Here is a 26,818-nt window from a genome sequence, read left to right as displayed (position 1 = left end):
GTGCCCGCGGAATCGAGGTTCATGTCGTCGCGCCTGAATCGCGTCCGATGGAGCGCATTCTCGGTGCGGAGATGAGCGATTTCGTCCGTTCTCTGCATGAAGAACACGGCGTCATCTTCCATCTGGAGGATACGGTCACGGCGATCGGCGAAAAGAAAGCCACGCTCAGGAGTGGTGACGTGCTGGAGGCCGATTTCGTTGTCTTTGGCGTCGGCGTGAAGCCGCGCCTGGAGCTTGCGGAGAAGGCGGGACTGAAGATCGACCGCGGCGTACTCGTCAACGAGTTCCTGGAAACAAGCGCTCCCGGCATCTATGCGGCCGGCGACATCGCGCGCTGGCCCGATTCGCGTTTCGGGGAGAACATCCGCGTCGAGCACTGGGTGGTAGCACAACGTCAGGGCCAGGTTGCCGCGCGCAACATGCTAGGACACAACGAAAAGTATGACGCTGTGCCGTTCTTCTGGAGCCAGCATTACGATGTGCCAATCAATTATCTCGGACATGCGTTAAAGTGGGATCATATCGAGGTCGACGGAAACGTCGCTGATCGGGATTGCCTGCTGCGCTACAAACATCAGGGGCGCGTGCTGGCGGTATCCTCGATCTATCGGGACATTGAGCACCTCAAGGAGGAAGTGGCGATGGAGCGCGCCGTGGTCTCCTGAAGTTCGGCTGCGCGGTATAGGAGATGATCACCATTCTATTGCGTGCGCCAGCCCAAGTCGGCGTGATCGCGAGTTTTTGTGAGACGCAATCCCTTTAACATGAATACGCCAGTCTGCGACGGAGCGATCCGTGAGTGAACAGCCAGATGATCGTAAATTCGCGCTGTTCGATACCGCGATTGGAGTTTGCGGTATCGTTTGGACGATGCGTGGCGTCGAAGCGGTGCAACTGCCGCTGCCGGATAAGGACAAAACCCGGATGCGCATTCTCCAGCGTTTCGGGAGCGTTGCAGAGGCAGTTCCGCCGGACGCTGTACAGGCTGCGATTGACGGCATGTATGCGTTGCTTGAAGGTAAGCCGGCCGATTTATCCAATGTGGTGCTCAATCTCGACGGCGTAGGCGAATTTGATCGCCGCGTTTATGACATCGCACGCACCATTCCTCCGGGCAGGACGATGACCTATGGCGATATCGCCAAACGTCTCGGCGGCGTTGAACTGTCGCGCGATGTCGGTCAGGCGCTCGGCCGTAATCCGTGTCCGATCGTGGTGCCGTGCCATCGCGTGCTTGCAGCCGGCGACAAACCGGGAGGCTTCTCGGCGAACGGCGGCGTTGCGACCAAGCTGAAAATGCTTACCATCGAGGGCGCGATCATCAATCACACGCCAGGTTTGTTCGATTGACCTGTTTCCCGCAATTGCCGCTCTGAGCGTTCTTGTTGCGGAAGACCTGGACCGGTTTGGCCTGACTGGACCGACCGGCGCATCACGCCGTCAGGCTGAGCCCGAGCGGTTCAGTCGTTTCCGATGCCTCATTGCCGCCGCCGTGGTAAGGTGCTGTTTATCTCGTTTCGAGTGGCGATGCGCGGGTTTGACCCGGATCAGGCGCCGCGCCGTCTGAAGAAACACAGATCAAAATCATCACGCTTCTCATTCTGTCAGAAGCGGAAAGACTCCAAGGCCGGAATGGCTCCAGTAGCCCGGAGACACAGTTGAGCGGTGTTCCCTTCGATCCATCCAGTCAGGACGGCGACCAGCGCGAGTTGGCGGGACTTGAACTGACGCGAGCTCTGCAGCGCGCAAGGTGGGTGATCGCATGGGAAAGGGCATGGCCGCATGTTGCGCGGCTGCTTTGCGTCGGCGGGCTTTTTCTGGCGGTTTCCTGGGCCGGCGTTTGGCTTGTTCTACCGGTGATGGGACGTGCCGTTGCCCTTTCTGCATTTGTTCTGCTCGCCATTGCGGCGATGGCGCCTGCCATCAGGTTCCGCTGGCCCAGCCGCGAGGAAGGATTGGGCCGGCTCGACCGCAGTGCTGGCCTTCGCCATCGTCCCGTCACCGCGCTCGCCGACACGCTGGCGACCCGGGATCCGGTCGCGCATGCTTTGTGGCAGGCACAGCGCGCGCGCACGTTGACGGCGATCAAGCGTCTTCGCGCCGGGTTGCCGTCGCCGAGGCTACCGCTGCACGACCGCTGGGCGCTGCGATCGCTGGTGATGGTGCTGATGGTCGCCACCTATATCGCGGCGGACGGCGAACGGACCGAGCGCGTGGCTGCTGCGTTCGACTGGAATGGAATGCTGACATCGACCAATGTCAGGGTCGATGCGTGGGTGGCTCCGCCGCCTTATACCGGCAAGCCCCCGATCATTCTGTCCAAGACCAACGCGGATGCAGCGTCCTTTGATGGCGGGCCGCTTCCGGTGCCTGCGGGCAGCACGCTGACCGTGCGTTCGAGCGGAGGCAACTTCGACGTCGCGCTCGGCGGCGGCGTGACTGAAAAGGCTAATGCCGACAAGCCCCCGGAAGGTACGAACGAGCGGCATTTCACCATTGTCGCGGATGGTACGGCTCGTGTGCGCGCCCCGGCGGGGCTACCGCGATGGACATTTAGCGCAATTGCCGATCGCGTCCCGGCCATATCGCTGGCCAAGCGGCCGGAGCGCCAGGCGCGCGGATCGTTGCTGATGTCCTATCGCCTGGAGGACGATTACGGCGTGACCGAAGCCCATGCGGAATTTTCGACCCGGCCCGGACCCGCTGCAAAGGACGGGGCGGTTGCGCGCCCATTGTTCGATCCGCCGCAATTCGCGCTGGTGTTGCCGAATGCCAGACCCCGCAGCGGAATCGGGCAGACGGTCAAGGATCTGAGCGAAAGTCCCTACGCTGGCGCCGAAGTGACCTTGACGCTGACCGCGCGCGACGATGCCGGAAACGAGGGGCGCAGCGAACCGCTCGACCTGCGCCTGCCGGAACGCGTGTTCACTAAACCGCTTGCGCGCGCGCTGATCGAGCAGCGCCGCATCCTGGCGCTGGACGCTAATCAGAATAAGCAGGTCCATACGGCACTCGATGCTCTCCTGATCGCCCCCGAGGTATTCACTCCCAAGGTGGGGGAGTATCTCGGTCTTTACAGCGTAACGAAGCAGCTCGAGGAAGCGCACATCGATGCCCAGTTGCGTGAGGTCGTCGCCAGCCTCTGGGGGCTCGCCGTAAGCATCGAGGACGGCAATATCACCGACGTCGAGAAAGCGCTGCGTGCCGCGCAGGATGCACTGAAGGAAGCATTGGAGCGCGGCGCGAGCGATGAGGAGATCAAGAAGCTCACCGAGAATCTGCGCGCGGCGCTGGATAATTACCTGCGCCAGTTGGCCGAACAGATGCGCGACAATCCGGAGCAACTGGCGCGTCCGCTCAATCCCAACAGCAGGGTCATGCGCCCGCAGGACCTCGACAACATGATCGAGCGCATGGAGCGTCTGTCCCGCTCGGGCGACAAGGACGCCGCCAGGCAATTGCTCGATCAGTTGCAGCAGATGCTCGAGAATCTGCAAATGGCGCAGCCGGGCCAGGGTGAGGGAGGAGATCTGCAACAGTCGCTGAATGAACTCGGTGACATGATCCGAAAGCAGCAGCAGTTGCGCGACAAGACCTACAGGCAGGGTTTGGATTCGCGTCGCGATCACAGCCAAGAGCCCAACGACCAGAATGCCATGAGTGGCCTGCAGCGGGATCAGCAGGCCCTGCGTGACAGGCTTCAGACATTGCAGCAGGAACTTGCCAAACGCGGAATGGGGCCGAGCCAGCACGGCATGCAAGGGCAGTCGGCCGGGCCGGGTGACGATCTCGGTCAGGCCGATTCCGCAATGGGCCAGGCCGACGGCCGGCTTGGCGAAGGCCATGCCGACGGCGCCGTCGACGCGCAAGGCCGGGCCCTCGATGCGCTGCGCAAGGGCGCTCGAAGCCTTGCCGAAGCTTTGCAGCAGGGTGAAGACGGGCCGGATAGTCGAGTGGGCCGGCAGAACGGCGGTCAGACTGACCCGTTGGGGCGCCCGCTGCATGGCCGCGAGTTTGGCAACGATACGACAGTCAAAATTCCTGGCGAAATTGACGTGCAGCGAGTGCGCCGCATTCTTGAAGAGTTGCGCCGCCGCATCGCCGATCCGTCACGGCCGAAAATCGAACTCGATTACATCGAACGGTTGCTTAAGGATTACTGATCGTTCCGTCAGTCAGCGTGCTTAATGCCCCGGCGACGGCAGAGCGGATATCGGCCACCGAGAACGGCTTCGTAACGACGTCGTGCACAATAGCGTTGAGACCCGAGGCGCGCTCGCGCTGATCGGCGAAACCTGTCATCAGCAGGATGACCAGGTCGGGGAAATCGCGAGCGACCGCGAGAGCCAGCGCAATGCCGTCCATGATCGGCATCTTGATGTCAGTGAGCAGAAGGTCGAAAGCGCGCGCGTCACCGGTCAGAATATCCAGCGCTTCGGCGCCATCGGCCGCCGTCACTGTCTCGTGGCCGTCCATGGCGATGGCGCGGGCGACAAGCGAACGCATCGAGTCCTCGTCGTCAGCGATCAGAACCCGCGCCATGACTCAGGCTCCGTTCCCGGCCGCAAGGTCCTGCCGGTTAAAGAAGCGAACACCGATCCTGCGGCCTTCAGATGGCGGGGCCGCCAGCCGTGTCCGGAACCAGACGTTTTCGCCGGGCTTGAGCGCTGCCTGCTCGAGCACTGCGTTCCACGCGTAGATTTCGGTTTCATGCGCGTCACGGACACTGAAGCGCAGGCGCGGCAATTCGACCGGCTTGCGGCTTTGCGCGACGATCATGCCTTCGATCACCAGCACCGGCTTGCCGTCGACGGTTTCGGTGGACGTCTTGACGTCTTTGAAGGCCAACCCGCGCAGGTTTACTTCCAGTCCGACCAGCCGATAGAACGTTGCGGTTTGCGGCAGCAGGTGCACGATCTCGACGCGCCAGATGACAAGAGCCAGCACCATCGCCGCCATCGCGACGCAGAAGGTGTTCAGAGTGATCGCTGGCGGGCGAAGTGCGAATAAGGGCTTGAGCCGGTCGCGGAACCGCGAAGCAATGGAGAGCGGACGCTTGTCATCGCGCGCCGTATTGTCGTGGGGCGTATTGTCTTGTCGGGCCGGCGAAGTCCAGACACCGGCGAGATCCTGTGGCGGCCCCCCGAGTTCGGGGGATTTCGGCAAATCGCTGGCGATCGACGGACTGTCGACGGACGGCATGTCGCCGGTCTTCGGAGGGTCGGTCCATCCCGCCATCTCGTCCGCTCCCGCCATCGTGGGGATGCGAACGTTGGCGATATTGTCAGGCGTCGCCCGCCATGTTTTCTTGCAGCGCGAACAGCGGACGGTGCGGCCCGTTCCGCCGAAACTTGCGAGATCGACCGCATAGGATGTCGTACAGTGTGGGCATACAATGTGCATGGACGAATCGCCAGAAGTGACTGCCGGAAGTCTACGCGCTGACCGTTAACGAATCGGAAACCATAACCGACGCACAAGGGGACGAGGGTGAGCTTTGTTCCAGAGGCCACAGATGTGGTTGGGGCCGCGCCGGCGTCAGCCTCCCTCGACCGAACGTTCGTGTGGTGATGATCCATTTTCTTCATTCAGCGAGGTGATCAAGGGACCTTTCGGTCCAACCACACCAGAATCATTGAGTTGTTGCATGGAGGGCGAACTTCGGAAACCGGCACATTAGTGTCCTTTCGAATCCCAGGTTCGCGAAAGGAAACGCTGGAATATTGCGAACTTGGAAATCGGGACACAAGGCTTGATCCGGTTCGAAAATGTCGGCTTGCGTTACGGGCTCGGCCCGGAGATTTTGCGCGACCTCAGCTTTAATCTTCCCGCCCGTTCCTTTCAGTTCCTCACCGGCCCGTCGGGTGCCGGTAAATCCTCCCTGCTGCGGCTGCTTTTTCTGTCGCTGCGGCCGACGAGGGGTCTTGTCAACCTGTTCGGTCAGGACGTCTCGCTGCTGAGCAAGGATGCGATCGCCGACTTGCGCAAGCGTATCGGGATCGTGTGGCAGGACTTTCGCCTGCTCGACCACATGACAACTTACGAAAACGTCGCATTGCCATTCCGGGTTATGGGCCGCGATGAGTCGACCTACCGCCGCGAAGTCATCGATCTTCTGAAGTGGGTGGGTCTTGGCGAGCGCATGGATGCGCTGCCGCCGGTCCTGTCCGGAGGGGAGAAGCAGCGCGCGGCGATCGCTCGCGCGGTGATAGCGCGACCGCAGCTTCTGCTGGCAGACGAGCCGACCGGCAACGTCGATCCGACACTTGGGCAACGTTTGCTGCGGCTGTTCATCGAGTTGAACAAGTCCGGCACGGCGGTCATCATTGCCACCCACGATATCGCTCTGATGGATCAGTACGACGCGCGGCGGCTGGTGCTGCATCAGGGACGGCTGCACATCTATGAGTAAGGCAGGGGACGGACACGATGTGCTGATGGATCTCGGGCGCGAACGCCCGCAGGTGCCGGTCCGCGCACGCAATATGTCGCCGATCGTACCGCGTGCATCGATCGCAGGCCGTGCTCTGGTGGCCGTTGTTGCCATCATGACGTTTCTGGCGTCGATCACGACCGGGGCGGTACTTCTGATCAACGCTTCGGCTGCGGAATGGCAGTCGGAGGTCGCGAGCGAAATCACCATCCAGGTGCGTCCCGTCGCCGGTCGCGACCTCGAGCGCGATGTAACCGCGGTCGCCGCCGCGGCTCGGGAGCATCCGGGTATCCTCGATGTCCGGCCGTACACCAAGGAGGAGTCGGGCAAGCTGCTGGAGCCTTGGCTCGGCAGCGGTCTGTCGCTCGACGATCTGCCGATACCGCGCATGATTGTGGCGCGCGCCGCGCCGGGGACCAGGCTCGATCTGGAAGGGCTTCGTAGCCGCGTGACGCAACTGGCGCCCTCGACCAGCGTGGACGACCATCGCGCCTGGATCGACCGGATGCGATCGATGACCAACGCGACCGTGTTCGCCGGAATCGGGGTTCTCGCGCTGGTCATTATTGCGACCATTATCTCGGTATCGTTCGCGACCCGGGGGGCCATGGCGGCCAATCGTCCGATCGTCGAGGTGCTGCATTTCGTCGGGGCCAGCGACCGCTACATCGCCAATCACTTTCTGCGTCATTTCCTGCGGCTCGGGCTGAGGGGCGGCGTGATCGGTTGTGTCGCCGCGATGCTGATGTTCGGGTTCTCCGAATCGATCGCCAACTGGTTTTCCGGAACGCCGGTGGGAGATCAGTTTGCGGCGCTGCTGGGCACGTTCTCGCTGCGCCCGTCCGGCTATCTCGTGCTGGCTGGCCAGACGGTCCTGATTGCGGCGGTCACCGCCTGGGCTTCCCGCCGCACATTGTTCGCGACGCTTGATGAGATCGATTGAGCAGTCGCTCAGGGCCAGCGCGACATTCCGGCGCGGCCGAATTCCACTTCGCCCCAAAACGCACTAAAGTCGAGGGGACCAGGACATCGAACGGATGAGTGAACAAACCCGCCATGACAAACCGGAAGCCTCGGGTCGGGTGCCGGCGCGGCGGCGCCGCACGTTGCTCGCGGCCGCGGTTGCCGCCGTTGGGATTGCCTTTGTCGGGGCAGGGGTGGGCTTCGTCGGATTTCTGTCGCAACTGCGAGGGGTGGAGACAAAGCCTGCCGGTAACGCGGACGGCATTGTCGTGCTCACCGGCGGCTCGTCGCGGATTTCCGATGCCGTCGAGTTGCTGGCCGGCGGCTACGGCAAGCGGCTGCTGATTTCGGGTGTTCATCCGACCAACGGGGTCAGCGATATTTCACGCTCGTTGCCGGACAACCAGCGACTGCTGACATGCTGCGTCGATCTCGATCGCTCCGCGGTTAACACCCGGAGCAACGCAAGCGAGACGCGGCGCTGGGTCGACGAGCAGGGCTTCCGTTCGCTAATTGTGGTGACGTCGAATTATCATATGCCTCGCGCCATCGTCGAACTGTCGCACGCGATGCCGAACGTCACCTTGATTCCGTTCGCGGTCATCGGTGACAAGTGGCGCGAAGAGCCATGGTGGACCAGCGCCGCTACCCTGCGGCTCTTGTTATCGGAGTATGTCAAATACATCGCTGCGGAAGCGCGGGTTCGTCTGGCCCATCTTGGCCTCGAACTTCCCCCCGAAAACGGCGATTAGCCGACCGGGGCGTTCGACCACGCCGTCCGGCTTCGGGCTTTTGCAATTAGACTACGCGCCAATTAACACCACGGAATTGGATGCTTGATGATTTCGATCTTTGTGCGCTCGCTGGTCTTCAACGTTTTGTTCTATTTGACGATGGCAGTCTGGATCGTTGCCGCGCTGCCGACATTCGTGATGCCGCGCGCGGTGTTGGTCAGGATGGCGAAGGCTTGGGGACGCTGGAATATCTGGCTGATGCGCGTCATCTGCGGCACGCGCGTCAAAATCCTCGGTACCGGGAGGATTCCAAAGGGCCCCTTGATCTTCGCCTCGAAACATCAGTCGATGTGGGAGACCTTCGCCCTCTTTAGTCTCATTGATCAGCCGGTCGTCATCCTCAAGCGCGAGCTGACATGGATTCCGTTCTTTGGCTGGTATCTGATGAAGACGGGCATGATCGGCATCGACCGCAAAGCCGGCATACGCTCGCTCAAGATGCTGATCCGGATGACGCGGGAGGAGATGCGTCTCGGGCGTCAACTCGTCATCTTCCCGGAAGGCACGCGACGTCCGATCGGAGCCCCGCCAGCCTACAAGAGCGGCGTCGCCATGATCTATGCCGAAGGCGATGTGCCGTGTGTTCCGGTGGCCCTCAACTCCGGTCTGTGCTGGCCCCGCCGGACGTTCCTGCGTTATCCGGGAACGATTACGGTTGAATTCCTCGAACCGCTGCCACCGGGATTGCGGCGCGATGAATTCATGTCGCGGTTGATGGTGTCGATCGAAGGGTCGACCGCTTCCCTGGTCGAGATGGGACTGCGTGAGCAGGGGCGGTTGTTGGGTCGGGCGGCGGAGGATTAGAGCATGATCTCGAAACGCCAAGAGTCCTATTCAAAACTTCTTGCATCGCACCTACTTGGGCAACCGCGCATCATTGTGCAGCAGTTCTGCCAGCTGATGAAGTTTAGGGTCGCGAAAGCCCTGTGACTCGATCGACTTCACGGTCGACAAGACATAGTCCCGATTGTGTCCGGATCGGCCGTGCCCCTGGCGGACATAATGGACCTGTTCAGCCAGCGTCAGCCGTCCGGCATACTGGACATGTCCGCGATCGACCACGTAAGCAAGCGCGCTGACCCGCCGACGCGCGTCGTCCTCGAGCCAGACGGAGCGCGTCACCTCGCGATAGACGTGGGTGGTCTGCTCGCGCTCCCGCAAATACGCAATTGTGGTCTCGCGCCGGTTGGCTGCAACGCGGAATGCGATGCCCCGGCAAGCTCCCCCCCGGTCAAGCCCGAGAACCAGCCCCGGTCTCTCCGGCGTCCCGCGATGGTCGAACGAGTAGACGCAGAGCGCCCGGTGCTCGCCGATCAGCCGCGCCGGAATCTGTTCGGCAAAATCGAATCCCGGTCGCCACATCAGCGAACCATAGGCAAATACCCAGAGATCGCTGTCGGACCTACCAATAGCCGGGTCAACTTGTTCCTGCACACTCATCCACGCTCCAACCAGAGCGTATCCCGCAAATTGGATACCGAATACGCACAAGCTATTATAATTGAGAGCATTTTCTTAGGGCTAGCCGGGATTTACCCGGCCAACAGATGCTTTAACAGAGCCGCACCGCCAGGCGAAGCGGAACGAAAGGGGCTGGTTTTGCCGAGGTTGCGCGACTATGGTCGGAGACCCCCGCCACCTGACAAATTCATGAGCCAGCCTCCCGCATGAACGCTGCCAACGCCTCTCGCAAGCACCGTCTTTGGCCCGTCTTCGTCATGCCCGTGCTGGTGGTCATCGCCGCCGCGGCTTGGAGTGGGTTCTGGTTTTATGCCGCCTCCCAGGTCGATCAGACGGTCGATGCCTGGCGCGCGCGCGAGGCCGCGTCCGGGCGCAACTATGATTGCGCCAAGCGGACTGTCGCCGGATTCCCCTTCCGTCTTGAGGTTCACTGCAAGGACGCGACCGTCGAGCTAAAGTCGCAAACGGCCGATCAGGCGGCGATAGCGCCACTGACTGCGCGCCTCGGGGATATCCTGGTGGTCGCGCAGATCTATACTCCGAAACTGCTGATCGCAGAGTTCAAAGCCCCGGCAACGCTATCCCAACATGGACAGCCGGTGATGGTCGTCAACTGGAGCATCGCGCGCAGCAGCATTGTCGGATTGCCAGGTACTCCGCAGAGCGCGGATATCGTTTTCCAAGATCCTGCGATCGACCATGTCGCAGCCTCGGTGCAGACCCCGGTTGCGCGCGCCAAGCAAGTCGAGCTTCACGGCCGCATCGCGGAGAACTCCAGACCAGATCACCCGGCGATCGAGGCTGTCCTTGAATTGACCGGGGCGACCATTCAGGACGTTCATCCGGTGCTGACTGCGCCATTCGATGCTGATATCCGTGCGATCGTACACGGGCTGAAGGATGTCACGCCGAAACCCTGGCCGGTGCGGTTTCGCGAATTGCAGGCGGCGGACGGCCGCATCGAGATCAAGCAGTCGCGTATCCAGCAAGGCGATCTGATCGCGATAGCCGCAGGCTCGCTAGGGCTTACCGCCGATGGGCACCTCGACGGCGAGTTACACATGACAGCAACCGGTTTCGAGAAGGTGATTCCGGCGCTCGGAATCGATAAAATGCTGGAGCAGGGCGTGCCGCAGGCCACTCTCGACAAGGTCGCGCCCGGCGTGAAGACCAAGGATATCGACAATCTGTTCGGCGCGCTGGACCGGGCTATTCCAGGGTGGGGTAAGGCCGTGCGTGAGAACGCCAACGTCGGGGTCACGGCGGGCCTTAATGCAATCGGTCAGGAGGCAACGCTGGAAGGGAAGAAGGCGCGCTCTTTCCCGTTGCGATTCGTCAACGGCGCAATCTTCATCGGGCCGCTGAAGGTCGCCCAGACGCCGCCGCTATTCTGATCGAGTGCTGATATCTGCTTCGGCGGTCATGCACGTGCTTGACCCGCGCACCCATCATTTCTCGTAAAAGGATGGATTGCCGGATCGAGTCCGGCAATGCCACTATGGCTTCTTTGCACCCGTCTGCAGCCGCCCGAAATCGGGAGCCGCGGAATCCTGGCCGATCTCGACGATGCCGCGGCGGATTGCGCGGGTGCGGGTGAAGTGCTCAAAAAGCGCTTCGCCATCGCCACGGCGCATGGCGCGCGTCAGCTTGGAGAGATCTTCGTTGAAGGTGCCGAGCATTTCCAGCACCGCATCCTTGTTGGCCAGAAATACGTCGCGCCACATGGTGGGATCGGAGGCTGCGATGCGCGTGAAGTCGCGAAAGCCGCCGGCGGAAAATTTCATCACTTCGGAGGATGTGACCTCGCCGAGTTCGTCCGCGGTGCCAACAATGGTGTAAGCGATCAGGTGCGGCAGATGGCTGGTGATCGCCAGCACCAAATCATGATGCTGAGGGGTCATGATCTCGACCCTGGCGCCGATCGCGGTCCAGAACGCGCGCAACTTGTCGACGGCGGCAATATCCGTTTTGTCTGGCGGCGTCAGTATGCACCAGCGATTGATAAACAGTTCGGCGAAGCCGGAATCCGGACCCGAGTGCTCAGTGCCGGCCACCGGATGTGCTGGCACGAAATGCACGCTGGTGGGCAGATATGGGGTCATCTCGCGGACGACGGCGCCTTTCACCGATCCCACGTCGGAGACAATGGCGTCCGGCCGGAGGTGAGATGCGATCTCTTGCGCCACCGCGCCGCACGCCCCGACCGGAATACAGAGGATCACGAGGTCGGCGTCGCTTGCGGCCTCGGCGTTGGTGTCCACCACGCGATCGGCGATGCCGAGCTCCGTCACCCGCGCACGCGTCTTCGCGGAGCGTGCGGTGACCACGATTTCGCCGGCGAGGCCTTGCGCGCGCGCCGCGCGCGCGATCGAGCCGCCAATCAGGCCGAATCCGATCAGCGCGATCCGCCGGAATAAGGGCGGTGCGGTCATGCCTGCGCCATGAAGTCGCGCAAGCCATCCGCCACCAGCCGGTTGGCTTCCTCGGTGCCGATGGTCATGCGCAAGGCATTCGGCAGGCCGTAATTGTCGAGCGCACGAAGCACGAGGCCGCGTTTGGTCAGAAACACGTCGGCCTCAGACGCCGTCTTGCCCTTGGTGTCAGGGAAGTGGATCAGGATGAAGTTCGTCACGCTGGGCGTGACCTTGAGGCCGAGCTTTGTCACTTCGTCCGTTAGCCAGTTGCGCCACTCTTCCGTGTGAACCTTCGACATCTGAACGTGCGCGGTGTCCTCGATCGCGGCCACGGCCGCAAGCATTGCCGGCGTCGAGACATTGAAGGGGCCGCGGATCCGGTTCACGGCATCGACGATATGCGCCGGGCCGAACATCCAGCCGATCCGCAGCGAGGCCAAGCCGTGGATCTTGGAGAAGGTGTGGGTCAGCACGGTATTTTCCGTCGTCGCCACCAGCTCGATGCCGAATTCGTAGTCGTTGCGCGACACATAATCCGAATAGGCACCGTCGAGCACCAGCAATACGTGGGACGGCAGGCCCGCGCGCAACCGCCTGATCTCGTCGAACGGCAGGTAGGTGCCGGTCGGATTGTTTGGATTAGCGAGCCAGACCATCTTGGTCTTCGGCGTGACCCGCTTGAGGATCGCGTCGATGTCTGCGGTATACTCGGTCTCGGGTGCGACGACGTTTGTCGCGCCGTTTGCCAAGGTCGCAATCGGGTACACCAGAAAGCCGTGCGTGGTCGAAATCGCTTCGTCGCCGTGGCTGAGAAAGGTATGCGCCAGCAGGTTGAGAATCTCGTCCGATCCCGCGCCGCAGATAATACGGTCCGGGTCCAGCCCATAGGCGCGCCCGATGGCTGCGCGCAACACGCGCGAGGTGCCTTCCGGATAGCCTTCGAGGTGAGCCACGGCATCGCGATAAGCGTCCATCGCCTTTGGCGAAGGGCCGAACGGCGTTTCATTGGCCGACAGCTTGAACACTTTGCGGCCCGCCTCCGGTACCGGACTCTTGCCGGGCGTGTAGGGCGCAATATCGAGAATGCCGGGATTCGGCACCGGTCGGGACATCATTTGCTCCGGACTAGAGCCGTTCGCTTCTGACGGAATCAGAAGCGGGCTCTAAGATTTTGATTTGACGCGTTTTCTTCACGCGAACTGGCATCCACTTCGCTGGAAAACGCTGTAGCGAGACGTTACGGACGAGCCGCCCTGCTGGAAGGCATCGTATAGCGCGTTGCGTGACTGCCGACGAGAGCCATTGAACGGACCGACGCGCCGGCTTCGATTAGCGCCGATTTGATGGTGTCGAGGCTGGTGCCGTCCGTGATGGACACCAGCAGCGCGGCGCCGTCGAAGGCGCCATCGGGCACTGCAACGATCTCGGCGAGCGGCGACAGTGTGCGGGCGGTATTGGCATTCCAGCCGGAGACGCGCACGCTCCAGGTCTCCACTTCCGTGACCCGCGCATCGTCGGCGACTCGTGAGATCACGAACACCGGCAGCGCGGCCGGATGATCGGCGCGCTCGATGAAGGGCAGGCGGGCGATGATCTTTGGCGCGCCGTCGGCTTCCAGTGCAAGCCACCATGGCGCGCGGCTCGAGGTCGCCGAGACGAGCGCGAGGTCGCCTTTCGCATTCGCCACGGCTTCCACAGCGGCTTGCGCATTGAAGTGCGGCACGAAGGGGATGGTGAAGCCAAAATGGAAGCGCGCGGAATCCCGCATCGCGGATTCGCCGAGTGAGAGATCGGCGTGCAGCGAGAAGGGCGCCTGAACGTAGGTGAAGGTTGCGATGATGACGCGCCAGATGCTTTCGACGGTGTCGAGCGGCAGGATGCCGCGATGGCGCTGCGCCAGACGCCGCATCATGTCAGCCTCGCGCGCCGGCCGGAATGCCGAGCCGACCTCCTGGGTCTGCTTCACCGATATCAGGCGGTCAATGATGTCGCCGCGCTGCATCAGCAGGTTGTGAACCTGCTCGTCGATGGCGTCGATCTCTTTGCGTAAGTCTTGCAGAGATGGAGGCGCGGGGGAGATTTTCGTCATGGATGCAACCTGTCGGCCGCAGGAAGGAGCGTCGGCCGCGGTCCGGTTCTAACATTCGCATCCCGTTTCAGCGAGCCTTCTTGCGAATGTTGGAAGCGACCATAGAGCCACGCTTCTTACAGAGGCAGAAACGTGGCTCTACGGTTTGATGTGATGCGTTTTCTTTACGCGAACCGGTATTCACTTCGCTCGAAAACGCTCTGGCCCCGGTCGTGATCATGGGCCGGCAGCAACCGATCTGCTTATCTTGACGAAAAGCATGCAGCGGACTATTTTTCGTCCGTTCCGTGGTCATTTGAGCCGGCCGGCTTGCAGCCACGTTAAACAACTCGCTAAACAGGCCGGGGACAGCGAAATCCTGATCCCGGCCGAACCCAAGTTCGGGCCGGGTTTTTTATGGCCTGCGGTCCGGTGGCTTCCCGAAGCCCCGGCGGGGGCAGTGCAGGATGGCAAACGTGCAATCGATACCGGGGCCGGCTCAAGCCGAGTATCGAGCCCAGGAAGCAGATCATCCCACGTCGCAGGTCGCGATCTTCGGAAGCGATCAACCGCTTCCGCTCGATTGCGGCATCGATCTCGCGCCGTTCCAGATTGCCTATCAGACCTATGGTAAACTCAATACTGCAAAATCCAATGCCATCCTGGTTTGCCATGCCCTCACCGGGGACCAGCATGTGGCTAACCTTCATCCGCTCACCGGAAAACCAGGCTGGTGGGTGACCCTGGTGGGACCCGGCAAACCGCTCGATACCGAGAAGTATTTCATTATCTGCTCCAACGTGATCGGGGGCTGTATGGGCTCGACGGGTCCCGCCTCGATCAATCCCGCGACCGGCAAGGTGTGGGGCCTGGACTTCCCGGTCATCACCATCCCTGACATGGTGCGCGCGCAGGCCATGCTGATCGACCGCCTCGAAATCGACACGCTGTTTTCGGTGGTCGGTGGCTCCATGGGCGGCATGCAGGTGCTGCAGTGGTGTGCGGCCTATCCGAAGCGCGTGTTCTCAGCGCTGCCGATCGCCTGCAGCACGCGTCACTCCGCGCAGAACATTGCGTTTCACGAATTGGGACGGCAAGCGGTGATGGCTGATCCCGACTGGCGCGACGGCCGCTATGTCGAGCAAGGCACCCATCCCCACCGGGGCCTGGGCGTGGCGCGGATGGCCGCACACATTACTTATCTGTCGGACGCGGCGCTGCATCGCAAGTTCGGACGGCGGATGCAAGATCGCGAGTTGCCGACATTTTCGTTCGACGCGGATTTCCAGGTCGAAAGCTATCTGCGCCACCAGGGATCGTCATTCGTTGAGCGCTTTGATGCCAACAGCTATCTCTATCTCACGCGAGCGATGGACTATTTTGATGTGGCGGCCGATCATGACGGCGTGTTGGCCGCCGCGTTTCGCGATACCCACACCCGGTTCTGCGTGGTCTCGTTCACCAGCGACTGGTTGTTTCCGACCTCCGAATCGCGGGCGACCGTGCATGCCCTCAATGCCGGCGGTGCGCGGGTCTCGTTCGCGGAGATCGAGACCGATCGCGGCCATGATGCCTTCCTGCTCGACGTTCCCGAGTTCTTCGATATCGCGCGTGCGTTCCTGGAATCTGCGGGAAAGACCCGCGGCGTGGCCGATGCAGGGCAATGAGATGAGTGTGGAGCAGCCGGCCCTGCCGTTAGATGAGGTCGCTCCGCGGGCGGGCGACCGTTATCGCAGTGATCATCTCCTGTTGGCGGAGATGATCAAGCCAGGTTCAAAGGTTCTGGACGTCGGTTGTGGCGACGGCGATCTTTTGCAACTGCTCGAGACGCGGGGCATCGATGGCCGCGGCATCGAGCTGTCGCGGGAGGGCGTCAATCGTTGCGTGGCCAAGGGTCTTGCAGTGGTGCAGGGCGACGCCGATACCGACCTTATCAACTATCCCGACGATGCCTTCGACTACGTCATCCTGTCGCAGACCTTGCAGGCCACACGGCAGCCGAAAACAGTGCTGGAAAATCTGCTACGGATCGGCCGGCATGCTGTCGTTTCGTTTCCGAATTTCGGCTACTGGAAGATGCGTGTTCAGCTTCTGATCGGCGGCCATATGCCGCGCACGGACAACCTGCCGGCGACATGGTACGATACCCCGAATATCCATTTCTGTACCATCAAGGATTTCGTCCAGCTCTGCGACGAGATCAACGTCAAGATCGAGCGTGCGGTCGCGCTCAATCTTTACGGCCGGCCGCTGCGGTTCAACGCGCCCTGGTGGTTTTGGAATATGTTCGGGGAGCAGGGAGTGTTTCTGCTTAGCCGGGCGGAGAAGATCGCTCAGGCTTCGGCAAAGGACGAGTAAAGGTACTTTTCGTCCACTCCGCTCAAAATTTGGGTCGATCGCGTTCGTGATGATGGATCGATCGAGCTCCTGAATGGATCGAGTTCCACGCGCTCCAGGGCTCGTGGAACCGGTTTGCGGCGCAACGTGGCCAGTACCTGGCGTCTTAATAAATGGGCTTGGTAACTTACGCCTATCGCAAAATACCTTTTTAAAACATCAATTTGGAAAAATACCGCATTCTACCAAAGGCGTATTGCACCGCAGATATGCGCTACGCGCAATGCAGGTATGACTTCAAAAAGCCTGCCCCCCGTGATTTTAAGGCCCGCGTTTTCTCGGCACGACATAAGAGCGGAGTTCACCGTGACGCGTGTGGGGAAGTGGGAGGTGTCACAGGGGAGCAAGTATGTTCCAGTTAGTTGCGTTGCGCTGGTTGCCGCGTATTTTGGCACTGGCGGTGTGTTTCTTGGCCGTGGTCGCTTTTGCGATACCGGCCTCGGCTAGACCTTACTATCGTGCGGGACATTACGCGCACGTTCACTATAAACACCATCATCACGTTCACCGGCATTATCGTCATCACAGATACCGCTACACGCGGCGATTTCATGCGCGTGAGTGGAGGGACGCCAACGCCGCCTTGACTCCGGGGACGGGATTTTCAGGCGGAGGCTTGGTCTCGAATGTTGTTGCGGAAGCCAGGCGCTACATCGGAGGTAACCCCACCGGTCGTAGCCGGCTCTGGTGCGCGCGGTTCATGAACATGGTTCTGAAGCGCGCTGGACACCCGGGGACGGGCTCCGACATGGCGCGTTCATTCGCGCATTACGGGCGGCGAGTCTCCGGCCCACAGGTCGGCGCCATCGCCGTCATGGGCCGACGCGGCGGCGGTCATGTCGGCGTCGTCAGCGGTATCGATCGGCGTGGTAATCCCATTATCGTCTCGGGCAATCACGGCCATCGCGTCGCGGAGTCGGTCTATCCGCGCGGCCGCATCTACGCCTACGTCGTGCCGAACTGAGGCATATGATGCCGTTTCGCCCTCTCCTGCAAAGGAGAGGGTTTCGCAGTGAACGAGGACCGGCGGGGGCACGTTTCGACGGGCTCCCGCGCTCCGCACGGACGTCGTCCCTGCGGCCTCTCCTGCGGCGGAGCAGGAGTGGAAGGAAGAATCGCGGTCTCTCGTTTACGCGAGCGATTCCGGAAGCGTTTCGACTTTATCGTCGATCCTGATCGTGCCGCCGGTGACGACTTCCGCATAAACCCCACAATCGCAATGCCCCAGCGTTCGCATCAGCGTGCGCGGAATGTCGAGATCGCGTGCCGCGGTCTCCGGGTCGACGTTGGTGGCGGTGCATCGGACGATGCGCTTGACCACCTTGAGCCGGATGTCGCCGATCGCGAGTGTGCGCTCCAGCAAGTCGAGTTCGCTCCAGGCCGGCCAGCATCGGACGTACAGGTTGGCGCGGAAGCGTAGCGGGTGAACCGGCTGCCCCACCATTTTTTCGATCGCGGCGACACTCTCGAGATTGATGATCGAAACCACTTTCCTTGCGACGTCCGAAAAGCTGTGTCCGTTGCCGACGAGAATCTGGGGCGGTCCCCTCAGTTCCTGCGAGAAGTTGGCGGCGAAGAACCGTTCGACCGCGGCGCGGCCCTCGGCTGTTCCGAGGTCGGCGCGCACCGCCTCCTTGCCGCCAGTCCGGATTGTCAAAACTCGGCTGGTGTCGTCATAACGGCTGTGGAGCGTAGCGAGCCGCTCGTCGCGCATCAGCATCAAAAACCTGGATTTTGGGAAGTACCGAGGCACGGCAGGGTCGAATCCGGTCGGACCGTTCTCGATCGCATAGCTGCGGTCGCCAGAAACGGTCTCGCCGGGGGTAAGCATCGCGTGTTGCAAAGGTTCGGCGGACAGACCTTTGACGGGATAGCGGTAAAGGGCGGTAACGGCTGCATTGGAAATTTCGGACATGGTGTTCTTTAAAAGATTCCTGCGAGCCTTGCCATCGGCTTCGAATCTCCGAACCATGCCCCTTCATTTCCTGGGAGCGTATTCCTACATTTGTTACCGCCGGAACGATCCGGCGTCGACCGCTGCCGGTTGAGGAATGTCAATGCGGCGGCGGAACCCCAATGAGGATGCTGCTTTCGTGCCTTCGGGGCGAAGGCGGCAGGCCGAGGGAGATTTCCATGAACGTTGAAAAATATACCGAGCGGGTGCGCGGGTTCATCCAGTCGGCCCAGTCGTTGGCGATGCGTGAAGGCCACCAGCAGTTTACGCCGCTGCACATTTTGAAGGTGCTGCTCGACGACAGCGAAGGCTTGGCGGGAAGCCTGATTGATCGCGCCGGCGGAAATTCGCGCGCGATCCTGAAAGCCACCGAAGCCGAGCTCAACAGAATGCCGAAGGTGTCGGGCGCCGGAGCGGGCCAGATCTATCTGGCGCCGGCCACGGCGCGCGCGCTCGATGCCGCGGAACAGGCGGCCGAAAAGGCCGGCGATAGCTTTGTCACGGTGGAACGGCTGTTGCAGGCGCTGTCGCTCGACAAGGACAGCGACGCGTTCAAATTGCTGAAGGACGGCGGCGTCACGCCGCAGAACCTTAACGCAGTGATCAATGCGCTGCGCAAGGGGCGGACTGCGGATAGCGCCACGGCGGAAAACGCCTATGACGCGCTGAAGAAATACGCCCGCGACCTGACCCAGGCGGCGCGCGATGGCAAGCTCGATCCAGTGATTGGCCGTGACGAGGAAATCCGTCGCACCATTCAGGTGTTGTCACGGCGCACCAAGAACAATCCGGTGCTGATCGGCGAGCCGGGCGTCGGCAAGACCGCGATTGCGGAAGGCCTGGCGCTGCGCATCGTCAACGGCGACGTGCCGGAAAGCCTCAAGGACAAGAAGCTGCTCGCGCTCGACCTCGGATCGCTGATCGCGGGCGCGAAATACCGCGGCGAGTTCGAGGAACGGCTCAAGGCGGTGTTGCAGGAAGTCACGTCGGCGGACGGCGGTATCGTTTTGTTCATCGACGAAATGCACACGCTGATCGGCGCCGGCAAGGCTGACGGCGCCATGGATGCGTCGAACCTGTTGAAACCCGCGCTGGCGCGCGGTGAGTTGCATTGCGTTGGAGCAACCACGCTGGACGAGTACCGCAAGCATGTCGAAAAGGATGCGGCGCTGGCGCGGCGTTTTCAGCCGATCTTCGTGTCTGAGCCGACGGTCGAGGACACCGTCTCGATCCTGCGCGGCCTCAAGGACAAGTATGAGCAGCATCACGGCGTCCGTATCGCCGACAGCGCACTCGTTGCTGCCGCCACGCTGTCCAACCGTTATATCACCGACCGCTTCCTGCCCGACAAGGCGATTGACCTTGTCGACGAAGCGGCAGCGCGGCTGAAGATGCAGGTCGATTCCAAGCCGGAAGAACTCGATTCGCTCGACCGCGAGATCGTGCGGCGGAAAATCGAGCAGGAAGCGTTGAAGAAGGAGAACGATCTCGGCTCCAGGACGCGCCTCGCAAATCTCGAGAAAGAGTTGGTTGGTCTGGAAAAACAATCGGTGGATCTGACCTCGCGTTGGAACACCGAGAAGAACAAGCTGTCTGACGCCGCGAAGCTCAAGAGCGAACTCGATCAGGCGCGAATTGAGCTCGCCAACGCGCAACGACGCGGCGAATACCAGAAAGCCGGCGAACTGGCCTATGGACGGATTCCGGAGCTCGAAAAACGTCTCACGACCATCGAAGCCGGCGAAGACAGTACGATGATGAACGAGACGGTGACGCCGGACAGTATCGCTCAGGTGGTGTCGCGCTGGACCGGCGTCCCCGTCGACAAGATGCTCGAGGGCGAGAAGGAAAAGCTGCTGCGCATGGAAGAAAGTCTTGCGGCCCGGGTCGTCGGGCAGTCCGAGGCCGTGCGCGCGGTCGCAACTGCGGTTCGTCGTGCTCGCGCGGGCCTGCAGGATCCCCACCGGCCGATGGGCTCGTTCATGTTCTTGGGGCCCACCGGCGTCGGCAAGACCGAACTGACCAAGGCGCTTGCCGCCTACCTGTTCGACAACGAGACCGCGATGGTTCGCATCGACATGTCCGAATACATGGAGAAGCACTCGGTGGCGCGGCTGATCGGTGCGCCTCCCGGCTATGTCGGTTACGACGAGGGTGGCGCGCTCACTGAAGCGGTGCGACGGCGTCCATATCAGGTCGTGCTGTTCGATGAGATCGAGAAGGCGCACCCGGACGTATTCAATGTGCTGCTGCAGGTGCTCGACGATGGTCGCTTGACCGACGGACAGGGCCGCACGGTGGATTTCCGCAACACGCTGATCATCATGACATCGAATCTCGGCTCGGAATTCCTGGTCAATCAGCCGGAAGGGGAAGATACCGGTGCGGTGCGCGAGCAGGTGATGGAGATGGTGCGCGCGCATTTCCGTCCTGAATTCCTCAATCGCGTCGACGAGATCATTCTGTTCCATCGATTGCAAAAGCGCGAGATGGGCCGGATCGTCGAAATTCAGTTCTCAAGGCTGCAAAAGCTGCTGGAAGATCGCAAGATCGTGCTCGATCTCGACACCGCGGCACGCGACCGACTGGCCGAGAAAGGCTGGGATCCTGCCTACGGCGCGCGGCCGCTCAAGCGCGTGATCCAGCGCAGCGTGCAGGACCCGCTGGCTGAAATGATCCTGGCGGGCACCATACACGACGGTGACCATGTCGCGATTTCGGTCAAAGACGGCGTACTTACCTTCAATGGCGAGGCGCCGCTGGCCGCCAATATCGAGCAGTTCGAGCGGCCGATGCCCAGGCGCAAGCTGCACTGAGACACGTGTCAATCCTCCCTGCATCGCAGGGAGGATTGGACATTGCCGCCGGCCGGTTACGCGACCGTCGATTCCTTATGTTTGTTGGTCGATGACGCTAACGCGAGTGGGATCGACCCGGTCCTGCATCGGTTTTCATTCCGGAGAAGATCGCTCACGCTGACGCTGGTCGCGCACGCTTCCGGAGTACTCGCCCGAGTTATCGCCCGAAACGCCTTACACGTGTAGGACCGGCTAGGACCGGTGTGATCCACATGATGCCGGCGCGAATCCCATAAATGCTCCCCATGCAATGCTAAAAAAGGCCGAGCGGATGAAATAATCGTTTCGCTGCTGCCACTCACCGAAGGGTATTATTCTTTTTTTCAATAACGCATTGTTTTCTCTGTCAAACTAACCCTATTCAAGGGTCCGAATTGTCGAAACTGACGCGAAAATGTATCCGTTTCGCGCAGCGTCTCGATCCGACCTGTGAAGCCTTAATTGCGGCGGCCGGCAGTTCGCTCCCGAGGTTAGCTTGCGATGACAAAATTGGAATTTCCAGGTTCAGCACTCACGACGGATCAGTGGACGCAGGTCAACCAGCTCGCGACGTCTCTCAGTCATGAACAGGCGATCTGGATCAGCGGTTATTTTGCAGGCCTCAGCCATCGGGCGCGAACTGGCGATGCGACAGCGGAAGTCGCGGAGCTTGCACCTCCTTCGCAGAGCGGCCCCACCGCCACCTTCGCGACGCGGCTCCTGACCGTCCTGTTCGCAAGCGAGACCGGAAACTGCAAGACGCTCGCCAAAGCGCTCGTCGACAAGGCTACGGCCAAAGGAATCCAGGCGCGTCTCGCCGATATGGCGGATTACAAGACGCGCGGTCTCAAGGACGAACAGGATCTGCTCGTCATCACCAGTACGCACGGCGAGGGCGATGCGCCGCAGACCGCCGTCGGTTTCTTCGAATTTCTGGAAAGCCGCAAGGCGCCGAAGTTGCCGCAGCTGCGCTATGCGGTACTGGCGCTGGGCGATTCGACCTACGAAAAATACTGCGAGGCAGGCAAGCGGGTCGACCGGCGGCTCGAGGAATTAGGCGCGCAACGCTTGACTGATCGCGTCGACTGCGATGTCGATTACGAGGACGCTGCAGACGCCTGGATTGCATCGGCCGTCGCCAATCTCGCACCGGCAGCGCAAGCGCCTGTCTCAGCGTCGGCGGCTACGACGCGGAGCGATGCGCCGTCGTCCACGGCATTCGACAAGAAGCATCCGTTTCAGGCCGCCGTTATCGACAACATCGTGCTGACCGGGCGCGGATCGTCCAAGGAAACCCGCCATATCGAATTGTCGCTTGCGGACTCGGGTTTGACCTATCAGCCGGGCGATGCGCTGGGTGTCGTGCCGCGTAACGATCCAGCGCTCGTAGAGGCCACACTTGAGAAATTATCGCTGTCCGCCGACGCTCCTGTCACGGTGAAGCAAGACACGATAAGCCTCGGCGAGGCGCTGAGCGGAACGTTCGAGATCACGGCGCTCACTCCGCGCTTTCTCGATCATTGGGCCGACATCACGGGCTCCGATGAACTGCAGGCATTGCGCGCGCCCGATCAAAAAGAGGCGCGCGCCGCCTTCCAGCACAACCATCACATTTTCGATGTCGTTAACCGGTTTCCGGCGCCAGGCATCGATGCCGCACAATTTGTCGCAGGCCTTCGGCCGTTGCAGCCGCGCCTCTACTCGATCGCCTCGAGCCTTGCCGCCGCCCCGGACGAGGCGCATCTTACCGTCAGCGCGGTGCGATACATGCTGCACGGCGTTCCGCGCACTGGCGTTGCATCCGGCTATCTCGCCGCGCGCACCGAGGCGGATGCCACGATTCCCGTCTATATTCAGTCCAACGATCACTTCCATCTGCCGGACGACGATGTGCCGATCCTGATGATCGGCGCCGGCACCGGCGTCGCACCGTACCGCGCCTTCATGCAGGAGCGTGAAGCCCGCGGCGCGTCTGGCCGCTCATGGCTGTTTTTCGGCGAGCGCAATTTCCGCAGCGACTTTCTTTATCAGGTCGAGTGGCAGGACTTGATCAAGAATGGCGTGCTAAGTCGTCTCGATCTGGCGTTCTCGCGGGACGCCGCGCCAAAAACCTATGTGCAGGATCGTCTGCGCCGCCAGGGCCGTGATGTTTACGCGTGGCTCGAGGAAGGCGCATACCTCTACGTCTGCGGCGATAGCGCCCACATGGCGCCTGATGTCCACGCGGCGTTGACCGATATCGTTGCCGAGCATGGCGGCCTCGATCGCGACGAGGCGGGCGCTTATCTCTCGGCGCTGCAACGTGATCGCCGTTATCGGCTCGACGTTTATTGAGTATTGAGGCCAGTTTGGTGGACGCAAAAACACAACCCGATCGCAGCCGCGATGTCTCGCAGCCGCTTGATAAGCTCGGGCCTGACGAGACGCTGAAAGCCAACAGCGACTATCTGCGGGGCACGATCAAGCAGAGCCTCGCCGACGAGATCACGTCGGCGGTGACGGCAAGCGACGCCAAGCTGATGAAGTTCTTCGGCATCTATCAGCAGGATGACCGCGACATTCGTGACGAGCGCCGGCGTCAGAAATTGGAATCGGCGTTCTCGTTCATGGCGCGCGTACGTCTGCCGGGCGGGGTCTGCACGCCCGGTCAATGGCTGAAGCTCGACGATCTTGCGCGCAACTACGCCGGCGATACGCTACGGCTGACCACGCGCCAGACGTTCCAGTTTCATCGCGTGATGAAGCACGACCTGCGCACCCTTATGCAGGGACTACGCGACGTCCTTCTCGACACCAAGGCGGCCTGCGGAGACGATACCCGCGGCGTCATGAGCACCGTCAATCCTGATCTGTCGAAACTGCACGCCGAAATTTATGCGCTTGCCAAGCAGGCTAGCGACCATGCGGTTCACAGGACGGGCGCCTACAAGGAAATCTGGTACGGTGCCGAGCGCGAGGAAACGGACGCTCCCGAGGAACCGTTCTACGGGCGCACCTACATGCCCCGGAAGTTCAAGATCGGGTTTGCGATCCCGCCCAGCAACGATATCGACGTCTACGGCCAGGACCTTGGCTTCATCGCCATCGCGCACCGCGGCAAGCTGAAGGGTTTCAACGTCGCCATCGGAGGTGGCCTTGGCCGGACCGATCAATCGCCAAAGACCTATCCGCGCCTTGCCAGCGTGATCGGCTATATCGACGCGGACAAGCTGTTTCCCACGATCGATGCGGTGATGTCGGTCCAGCGCGATTACGGCGACCGTCTCGACCGCTTGCATGCTCGTTTCAAATACACCATCGACGAAAAGGGCCTCGACTGGATCAAGGCGGAAGCCGAGCGTCGTCTCGGCTTCGCCTTCAAGCCTGAGCAGCCCTACACCTTCACCTCGAACGGTGATCCGCTCGGCTGGGTCAAAGGCGAGGACGGTCGCGAGCATTGCGTCCTCTACATCCAGAACGGCCGCGTCATCAACACGCCGAACTATCCGATGATGGATGGCTTGCGCGCTATTGCGCAGGTCCACAAGGGTATGTTCCGCGTCACGCCGAACCAGAATCTCATCATTGCCGATATCGCTCCTGAGGATCGGCCCGAGATCGAAGCGCTGATGAAGGAATATGGTCTCGATCAATTCGAGACCCGTAGCGGCTTGCGCCTCAACTCGATGGCCTGCGTCGCGCTGCCGACATGTGGTCTGGCGATGGCCGAAAGCGAGCGTTACCTGCCGGATCTCGTGACCAAGATCGAGGCTATCCTTGGCACTTATGGTCTCAAGGACGATCCGATCACCATTCGGATGACCGGGTGCCCGAATGGCTGCGCGCGCCCCTACATCGCCGAGATCGGCCTCACTGGACGCGCGCCAGGCAAGTACAATCTCTATCTCGGCGGCGGCTTCCATGGCGAGCGGCTCAACAAGATGTATCTGGAGAATGTCGGCGAGCCCGCGATCCTCGAAGCGCTCGATAAGACGCTCGGTCACTATTCCCGCGACCGCAAACCCGGCGAACACTTCGGCGACTTCGCTATTCGCGCCGGCTATGTCGCAGAGGTGAAGGAAGGGCGGTTTTTCAACGATTAGGTCGGTTGCGCCTGAGTTTTTGTTCAAAGCGAGAACAGAACGCGTCGCGTTCCATACGCGCAAGCTCCTTGGGATTGTGCAACGCGAATCGCGTTGGCTTCCCAGGATCGTTGTGTTCCGGAGGAAGTCCCTTAAATTTGCAAACGGCTGACCGGCGCGATATCCCGGACGGGATCGTGCCGGCCCTCGCATTTTTATTGAAAGTTCACGAACGTCATGTCCGAATCTATGAATCCGAGAACGGTCGCGGCTGCAAACGGCATCGCGGCGGAAGATACTTTCGGAGCGGTGACGCCGCCGATCTGTCTGTCGAGCACTTTCACTTGGCCAGGATTTGGGCGCAAAGGTACGCACGATTACACCCGTACCAGTAACCCCACCCGGACGCTGCTGGCCGACACTCTTGCCAAACTCGAGGGCGGCGCGGGAGCGGTGGTGGTGTCGTCGGGCATGGCCGCGATCGATCTGGTGCTGTCGCAACTCTCACGCGATGACATTGTGGTTGTGCCGCATGATTGTTACGGCGGCACTCATCGCCTGCTTCTGAACCGCCGCGACCGTGGTCACTTCAAGGTGGCCTTTGTTGATCAGAACGACCAGGCGGCGCTGACATCTGCCTTGAAGGACAAACCCAAGCTCATCCTGATCGAGACCCCGAGCAACCCCTTGATGCGCATCGTCGACATCCGGGCGATCGTCGCGCAGGCAAGGACGGTCGGTGCCAAGGTGGCTGTTGACAATACCTTCCTGTCGCCGGCGCTGCAGCGACCGATCGCGCTGGGCGCCGATTTCGCCGTTCACTCGACGACGAAATATCTCAATGGCCACTCGGACATGGTCGGCGGCGCAGTGATCGCAGCCGATCCCGGCGATGCCGAAGCCTTAACGACCTGGGCCAATATCGTTGGCACGACGGGGGCGCCGTTTGATTCTTATCTGGCGCTTCGCGGGGTCCGTACGCTATTTCCGCGCGTGGAGTGTCAGCAACGCAACGCGCAAGCGGTTGCTGAGTTTCTTGTCTCACACCCCCTTGTCGCGGCATGCCACTATCCGGGATTACCCTCGCATCCGGGTCATGCTGTTGCTAAAGCGCAGCAATCCGGCTTTGGCGCGATGCTCAGCTTCGAGTTGAGAGGAGGCGAGGTGGAGGTTGGTCGCTTCGTCGAGGCCGTGCGGCTTTTCAGCTTTGCGGAGTCGCTCGGTGGCACCGAGAGCCTGGTGGCTCATCCAGCCACGATGACCCATGCCGGAATGTCGGAGGAAGCGCGCGAGGCCGCCGGCATCACCAGCGGTCTCATACGGCTTTCGATCGGCCTGGAGGATGCCGCCGACTTGATCGCCGATCTGGACCGGGCTCTTGCTGCGACCGATCGGCCGGCTCGATCGAGTGCGAACGTCTGAACCACGACTTCAGA

22 protein-coding genes and 1 riboswitch (1 of these 23 cut by a window edge) are annotated in these 26,818 nt (G+C 61.4%); of the genes, 15 read left to right on the top strand and 7 right to left on the bottom strand.

What is annotated here, in order from left to right; all coding sequences use genetic code 11:
* From AC1RT6_RS07055 to AC1RT6_RS07045, 3 genes are all read left to right on the top strand, one after another.
* Positions 1-665, top strand: partial view of an FAD-dependent oxidoreductase gene (locus AC1RT6_RS07055; RefSeq protein WP_472791293.1) — the end only. The gene continues 856 nt to the left of window position 1, outside the view; the window shows 665 of its 1,521 coding nt (coding positions 857-1,521); its start codon lies off the left edge, out of view; its stop codon occupies positions 663-665.
* A gap of 130 nt (positions 666-795) precedes the next feature.
* Complete coding sequence (locus tag AC1RT6_RS07050) at positions 796-1,350, top strand: methylated-DNA--[protein]-cysteine S-methyltransferase (RefSeq protein WP_244553407.1); 555 nt, start codon at positions 796-798, stop codon at positions 1,348-1,350.
* 308 nt (positions 1,351-1,658) lie between these two features.
* The gene (locus AC1RT6_RS07045) at positions 1,659-4,163 is read left to right on the top strand and encodes a TIGR02302 family protein (protein WP_079445722.1); all 2,505 of its coding nucleotides are present in this window, start codon (positions 1,659-1,661) and stop codon (positions 4,161-4,163) included.
* On the opposite strand, the gene AC1RT6_RS07040 is transcribed toward AC1RT6_RS07045, so the two are convergent.
* Positions 4,150-4,542 (bottom strand): response regulator, encoded by a 393-nt coding sequence (locus AC1RT6_RS07040; RefSeq protein WP_079445723.1) that lies wholly within the window; start codon positions 4,540-4,542, stop codon positions 4,150-4,152. The two genes, AC1RT6_RS07045 and AC1RT6_RS07040, sit on opposite strands and share 14 nt — an antisense overlap.
* A gap of 3 nt (positions 4,543-4,545) precedes the next feature.
* Positions 4,546-5,403, bottom strand: a complete 858-nt coding sequence (locus AC1RT6_RS07035) for an MJ0042-type zinc finger domain-containing protein (protein ID WP_079445724.1) — start codon at positions 5,401-5,403, stop codon at positions 4,546-4,548.
* Positions 5,404-5,752: 349 nt separating this feature from the next.
* On the opposite strand from AC1RT6_RS07035, the gene ftsE reads away from it, so the two are divergent.
* The 4 genes from ftsE to AC1RT6_RS07015 all read left to right on the top strand — a co-directional run bounded on the left by ftsE (position 5,753) and on the right by AC1RT6_RS07015 (position 8,994).
* Positions 5,753-6,412: a cell division ATP-binding protein FtsE gene (gene ftsE / locus AC1RT6_RS07030; RefSeq protein ID WP_079445725.1), complete on the top strand. Its 660-nt coding sequence runs from the start codon at positions 5,753-5,755 to the stop codon at positions 6,410-6,412.
* A complete protein-coding gene (locus AC1RT6_RS07025; protein WP_079445726.1) occupies positions 6,405-7,376 on the top strand; it encodes a cell division protein FtsX in 972 nt (323 codons plus the stop codon). The genes ftsE and AC1RT6_RS07025 overlap by 8 nt, the downstream gene beginning before the upstream one ends.
* A 94-nt stretch (positions 7,377-7,470) precedes the next feature.
* Positions 7,471-8,148 carry a YdcF family protein gene (locus AC1RT6_RS07020; protein ID WP_079445727.1) on the top strand — a complete coding sequence of 226 codons (678 nt, stop codon included), beginning with the start codon at positions 7,471-7,473 and terminating at the stop codon, positions 8,146-8,148.
* Positions 8,149-8,235: 87 nt separating this feature from the next.
* Positions 8,236-8,994 (top strand): lysophospholipid acyltransferase family protein, encoded by a 759-nt coding sequence (locus AC1RT6_RS07015; RefSeq protein WP_079445728.1) that lies wholly within the window; start codon positions 8,236-8,238, stop codon positions 8,992-8,994.
* A gap of 51 nt (positions 8,995-9,045) precedes the next feature.
* Here AC1RT6_RS07015 and AC1RT6_RS07010 read toward each other — a convergent pair whose 3' ends face one another.
* Positions 9,046-9,630, bottom strand: coding sequence for a gamma-glutamylcyclotransferase (locus tag AC1RT6_RS07010; protein ID WP_079445729.1), 585 nt, complete (start codon positions 9,628-9,630; stop codon positions 9,046-9,048).
* A gap of 227 nt (positions 9,631-9,857) precedes the next feature.
* Between AC1RT6_RS07010 and AC1RT6_RS07005 the strand changes: the two genes are divergently transcribed.
* Complete coding sequence (locus AC1RT6_RS07005) at positions 9,858-11,045, top strand: DUF2125 domain-containing protein (protein ID WP_472791295.1); 1,188 nt, start codon at positions 9,858-9,860, stop codon at positions 11,043-11,045.
* A gap of 102 nt (positions 11,046-11,147) precedes the next feature.
* Here the strand turns inward: AC1RT6_RS07005 and AC1RT6_RS07000 are convergent, their stop codons facing one another.
* From AC1RT6_RS07000 to AC1RT6_RS06990, 3 genes are all read right to left on the bottom strand, one after another.
* Entirely contained in the window at positions 11,148-12,083 is a 936-nt protein-coding gene (locus tag AC1RT6_RS07000) for a prephenate/arogenate dehydrogenase family protein (RefSeq protein ID WP_079445731.1), read from the bottom strand.
* Positions 12,080-13,177 carry a pyridoxal phosphate-dependent aminotransferase gene (locus tag AC1RT6_RS06995; RefSeq protein WP_079445787.1) on the bottom strand — a complete coding sequence of 366 codons (1,098 nt, stop codon included), beginning with the start codon at positions 13,175-13,177 and terminating at the stop codon, positions 12,080-12,082. The genes AC1RT6_RS07000 and AC1RT6_RS06995 overlap by 4 nt, the downstream gene beginning before the upstream one ends.
* A gap of 125 nt (positions 13,178-13,302) precedes the next feature.
* Complete coding sequence (locus tag AC1RT6_RS06990) at positions 13,303-14,154, bottom strand: chorismate mutase (protein ID WP_079445732.1); 852 nt, start codon at positions 14,152-14,154, stop codon at positions 13,303-13,305.
* Positions 14,155-14,431: 277 nt separating this feature from the next.
* Positions 14,432-14,511, top strand: a riboswitch (SAM riboswitch).
* Positions 14,512-14,600: 89 nt separating this feature from the next.
* Here AC1RT6_RS06990 and metX point away from each other — a divergent pair.
* From metX to AC1RT6_RS06975, 3 genes are all read left to right on the top strand, one after another.
* Positions 14,601-15,800 carry a homoserine O-acetyltransferase MetX gene (gene metX, locus AC1RT6_RS06985; RefSeq protein ID WP_079445733.1) on the top strand — a complete coding sequence of 400 codons (1,200 nt, stop codon included), beginning with the start codon at positions 14,601-14,603 and terminating at the stop codon, positions 15,798-15,800.
* A gap of 1 nt (position 15,801) precedes the next feature.
* On the top strand, positions 15,802-16,491 hold the full coding sequence (gene metW, locus AC1RT6_RS06980; protein WP_079445788.1) for a methionine biosynthesis protein MetW: 690 nt from the start codon (positions 15,802-15,804) through the stop codon (positions 16,489-16,491).
* Positions 16,492-16,879: 388 nt separating this feature from the next.
* On the top strand, positions 16,880-17,494 hold the full coding sequence (locus AC1RT6_RS06975; protein WP_472791296.1) for a TIGR02594 family protein: 615 nt from the start codon (positions 16,880-16,882) through the stop codon (positions 17,492-17,494).
* 165 nt (positions 17,495-17,659) lie between these two features.
* Here the strand turns inward: AC1RT6_RS06975 and AC1RT6_RS06970 are convergent, their stop codons facing one another.
* Complete coding sequence (locus AC1RT6_RS06970; protein ID WP_079445789.1) at positions 17,660-18,445, bottom strand: MOSC domain-containing protein; 786 nt, start codon at positions 18,443-18,445, stop codon at positions 17,660-17,662.
* Positions 18,446-18,663: 218 nt separating this feature from the next.
* Here AC1RT6_RS06970 and clpB point away from each other — a divergent pair, with 218 nt between their 5' ends.
* The 4 genes from clpB (at position 18,664) to metB (ending at position 26,804) form a co-directional block, all read left to right on the top strand.
* Positions 18,664-21,300 (top strand): ATP-dependent chaperone ClpB, encoded by a 2,637-nt coding sequence (gene clpB / locus AC1RT6_RS06965; RefSeq protein WP_079445735.1) that lies wholly within the window; start codon positions 18,664-18,666, stop codon positions 21,298-21,300.
* A 522-nt stretch (positions 21,301-21,822) separates the two neighbouring features.
* Positions 21,823-23,655 carry an assimilatory sulfite reductase (NADPH) flavoprotein subunit gene (locus AC1RT6_RS06960; protein WP_079445736.1) on the top strand — a complete coding sequence of 611 codons (1,833 nt, stop codon included), beginning with the start codon at positions 21,823-21,825 and terminating at the stop codon, positions 23,653-23,655.
* 17 nt (positions 23,656-23,672) lie between these two features.
* On the top strand, positions 23,673-25,403 hold the full coding sequence (locus AC1RT6_RS06955; protein ID WP_079445790.1) for an NADPH-dependent assimilatory sulfite reductase hemoprotein subunit: 1,731 nt from the start codon (positions 23,673-23,675) through the stop codon (positions 25,401-25,403).
* 216 nt (positions 25,404-25,619) lie between these two features.
* A complete protein-coding gene (metB, locus tag AC1RT6_RS06950) occupies positions 25,620-26,804 on the top strand; it encodes a cystathionine gamma-synthase (RefSeq protein ID WP_079445737.1) in 1,185 nt (394 codons plus the stop codon).
* The last annotated feature ends 14 nt before the right edge of the window (positions 26,805-26,818 follow it).

This window comes from Nitrobacter sp. MLSD-S21 (assembly GCF_058809865.1).
The sequence above is the reverse complement of the archived record's forward strand: the minus strand, read 5'-3'. Positions and strand labels throughout refer to the sequence as shown.